The sequence below is a fragment of the Xanthovirga aplysinae genome, assembly GCF_009711365.1.
Classification (GTDB): domain Bacteria; phylum Bacteroidota; class Bacteroidia; order Cytophagales; family Cyclobacteriaceae; genus Xanthovirga; species Xanthovirga aplysinae.
In genome coordinates this window covers 1-3280 of sequence record NZ_SMMB01000687.1, presented here as the reverse complement: position 1 = coordinate 3280, position 3280 = coordinate 1, and the positions used below count along the sequence as shown (strand labels likewise).

Genomic DNA, 3280 nt, shown 5'->3' with positions numbered 1-3280 from the left:
TCTATTTTTTTGCTGATTATTTCTTTGTTTTCCCTTGTGCAAACCCAATCTTTTGCTCAAAAATCCAGATCTCAATTAGAAAAAGAGAAGAAACTGACCCTCCAAAAAATAAAGGAAGCCGAAAGAATTTTAACGGAAAATAATGAAAAGAAAAAAAACTCCATAGGACAACTTTCGGCCTTAAACCAACAAATTCAGGTTAGGGAAGAATTAATGAGTTCAATTAATGGGGAAATAAAATTTATCAATCGTGATATTTATGAGTTGAACGAATTGATAATCGCCATGGAAGATGATCTGGAAGCACTAAAAAAGGAATATGCGGCCATGGTTTATGCCACTTCAAAATCCAGTAATAGTTATGATCGCCTGACATTTATTTTTGCCGCTTCTAGTTTTAATCAGCTGGTTATGCGGTTGAAATATATGCAGCAGTATGGAGAGGTTAGAAAGAATGAAGTAAAGCAGATTAATATTGTAAAAACTTCTCTGGCAAAGCAAAGGACTGAGTTAGAAACTAAAAAAATTGACCAGAAATCCCTTCTTGGTCAACAATTGAAGGAAAGAGAAAGTCTTCGGCGACTAAAGTCTACTCAACAGCAGTTGATTGGAAAATTGAATCAACAAGAAAAACAGCTTAAGCAGGATTTAGCCAATAGACAGAAGGCCTTAGAGGAGCTTAATCAATTAATTGCCGAGGTTATTCGGGAAGAAATTAGAAAAAAAGAGGCTGCTAAAAAGAAAGCATTAGCCGATGCAGCACCAGTTAAGTTATCCTCTTCGTTTGCCGCAAATAAAAGAAAACTTCCCTGGCCGGTAAGCTCAGGTTTTATTTCCGGAAAATTTGGAAAATATCGACATCCCGTTCTGAAAGGTGTTATGGTGAATAATGATGGGATAGATATTCAGACTAAAAAGGATGAAACGATTCGAGCGGTTTTTGAAGGTTTGGTAAGTGCTGTTGTGGCCGTTCCTGGTTTAGGGAAATCTATCCTTATCCAACATGGAGATTACTATACGTTATATGCAGGCTTAAAGACGGTGATGGTTGAAAAGGGGCAAAAAATCACTACTAATCAAGCCTTGGGGAAAGTGAATACTGATGCAGATGGTGTATCAGAAATCAAATTTCAGGTCTGGAAAAATGCCTCAAAGCTTAATCCTCAACAATGGTTAAAACCTCGATGAACGTTCTAATACTTGGAGATGACGGTAGAAAATTCGAGCTCATAAGCTATTGATGGACAGAATAAGAATGAACTTTTTGGAAGGAAATGTACTTATAATTCGAGTTTAACGTACATTATTAGAAGAGTTAAAGAAATTGTTGATAATTGAGATTTGTGAACAGCATTATATTATCTATCTTTACCTCTTCAATTTATTGAACTATTTAAATAAAGAGGAGATGCATACAGTATTAGCATTCTTGAACATGGGTGGGCCGGAGATGATAGTGGTTATTTTAGCTCTGGTTCTGTTGTTTGGAGCAAAGAAAATTCCTGAATTGGCCCGTGGTTTAGGGAAGGGGATTCGTGAATTTAAAGATGCTACCAAAGAGATTAAGGACGAGTTGGAGGACAGTGTGAAGGACGATAAAAAGTAAAGAACTGATAACTGTTTATATTTTTACCTCGCTAATTTAAGTAAAAGTGATTCTATCATGGTGAATTAACTTGATAAGAATACTTTATAATGTACCTAAAATTTAACTAATTATGAGTTTTCCAGGAGGTCCAGAACTTATTATTATCCTAATAGTGATAATCCTTTTGTTTGGTGCAAAAAGAATTCCTGACCTGGCAAGAGGTTTAGGAAAAGGTATCCGTGAATTTAAGGATGCATCCAAAGGTGTAAAAGAGGAATTGAAAGAAGGCGATAATAAGGAGAAAAAATAAATTAGAATTTTGAAGAATTACGTCTCATTAACTCAAATCAGGGAAGATATTCACCTGGGGAATACTTCATGTGCTGAATTGGTAGAGTACTACCTGGGGAATATCAAGAAGAAAAGCCATTTAAATGCATTCCTCGAGGTATATGAGGAAGAAGCTAGAGAACATGCTAAGGAAGTAGATAAAAAAATTGCTGAGGGAACTGCCGGAAAATTAGCAGGAATGGTGGTTGGCTTGAAAGATGTACTCTGTCAGCAGGACAAGGGACTTCAGGCCAGTAGCAAAATTTTAGATGGTTTTAAATCTCAATTCACAGGCACAGCTGTTCAACGATTAATAGAAGAAGATGCCATTATTATTGGGCGCCAAAATTGTGATGAATTTGCTATGGGCTCTTCCAACGAGAATTCTGCTTTTGGAAATGTCCTTAATGATGCAGATAATGATCGTGTGCCAGGTGGGTCATCGGGTGGTTCTGCTGTGGCAGTTCAGGCGGATCTTTGTCAGGTTTCTTTGGGATCGGACACAGGAGGTTCCGTACGGCAGCCAGCGGCTTTTTGTGGGGTAATTGGTTTAAAGCCTACTTATTCTAGGATATCCAGATATGGCTTGGTGGCTTATGCCTCTTCCTTTGATAGTATTGGTATTTTTTCCAAGAGCATGGAAGATAATGCACTTGTTCTGGAAGTGATTGCTGGGGCAGATGAATTTGATAGTACGGTTTCAAAGGAAGAAGTACCTGCTTATTCTAAACATTTATCTTTTGATAAAAAGGTGAAAGTGGCTTACATCAAAGAAACTCTGGAAAGTGAAGGGTTAAATGAGGAAATAAAAGCCAAAACGCTTGAGAAAATTGAATTCCTTAAAAAAGAGGGGCATACTGTAGAAGCTGTTGATTTTCCATTGTTGGAGTATTTGTTGCCTACCTATTATATTCTGACTACAGCTGAAGCAAGTTCAAACCTCTCCCGTTTTGATGGGGTGAAGTATGGCTATAGAAGCCCTGCAGCTGAAAACCTGGAAGAGCTATATAAAAAGACACGTGCTGAAGGTTTTGGGGAGGAAGTGAAAAGAAGGATAATGTTGGGTACTTTTGTGTTGAGTGCAAGCTATTATGATGCCTACTATACAAAAGCCCAAAAGGTAAGGCGAATGATAAAAGATAGAACTCAGGAATTACTGTCTGATTTTGATTTTATTGTATTGCCAACTACTCCGACCTCGGCTTTTAAAATTGGAGAACACAGCAGTAACCCTTTGGAGATGTATTTGGCTGATTTGTTTACGGTTCAAGCTAATGTTTCTGGTATGCCAGCTATTTCGATTCCCAACGGAACAGATCAGAACGGATTGCCAATAGGTTTACAAGTCATGACTAATGCTTT

Annotated in this window: 4 protein-coding genes; all 4 read left to right on the top strand. The window is 37.5% G+C overall.

Features of this window, described 5'->3' with window-relative positions:
* The coding region (locus E1171_RS04200) for a murein hydrolase activator EnvC family protein (protein WP_155204409.1) at window positions 1-1188 on the top strand (1188 nt) is incomplete at its 5' end.
* A gap of 220 nt (window positions 1189-1408) precedes the next feature.
* Entirely contained in the window at window positions 1409-1606 is a 198-nt protein-coding gene (gene tatA / locus E1171_RS04195; protein ID WP_155204408.1) for a twin-arginine translocase TatA/TatE family subunit, read from the top strand.
* A 112-nt stretch (window positions 1607-1718) separates the two neighbouring features.
* Complete coding sequence (locus tag E1171_RS04190) at window positions 1719-1898, top strand: Sec-independent protein translocase subunit TatA/TatB (RefSeq protein WP_155204406.1); 180 nt, start codon at window positions 1719-1721, stop codon at window positions 1896-1898.
* Between the two features lie 9 nt (window positions 1899-1907).
* Window positions 1908-3280: Asp-tRNA(Asn)/Glu-tRNA(Gln) amidotransferase subunit GatA (gatA, locus tag E1171_RS04185; protein ID WP_155204404.1), on the top strand; the 1373-nt coding region annotated here is incomplete at its 3' end.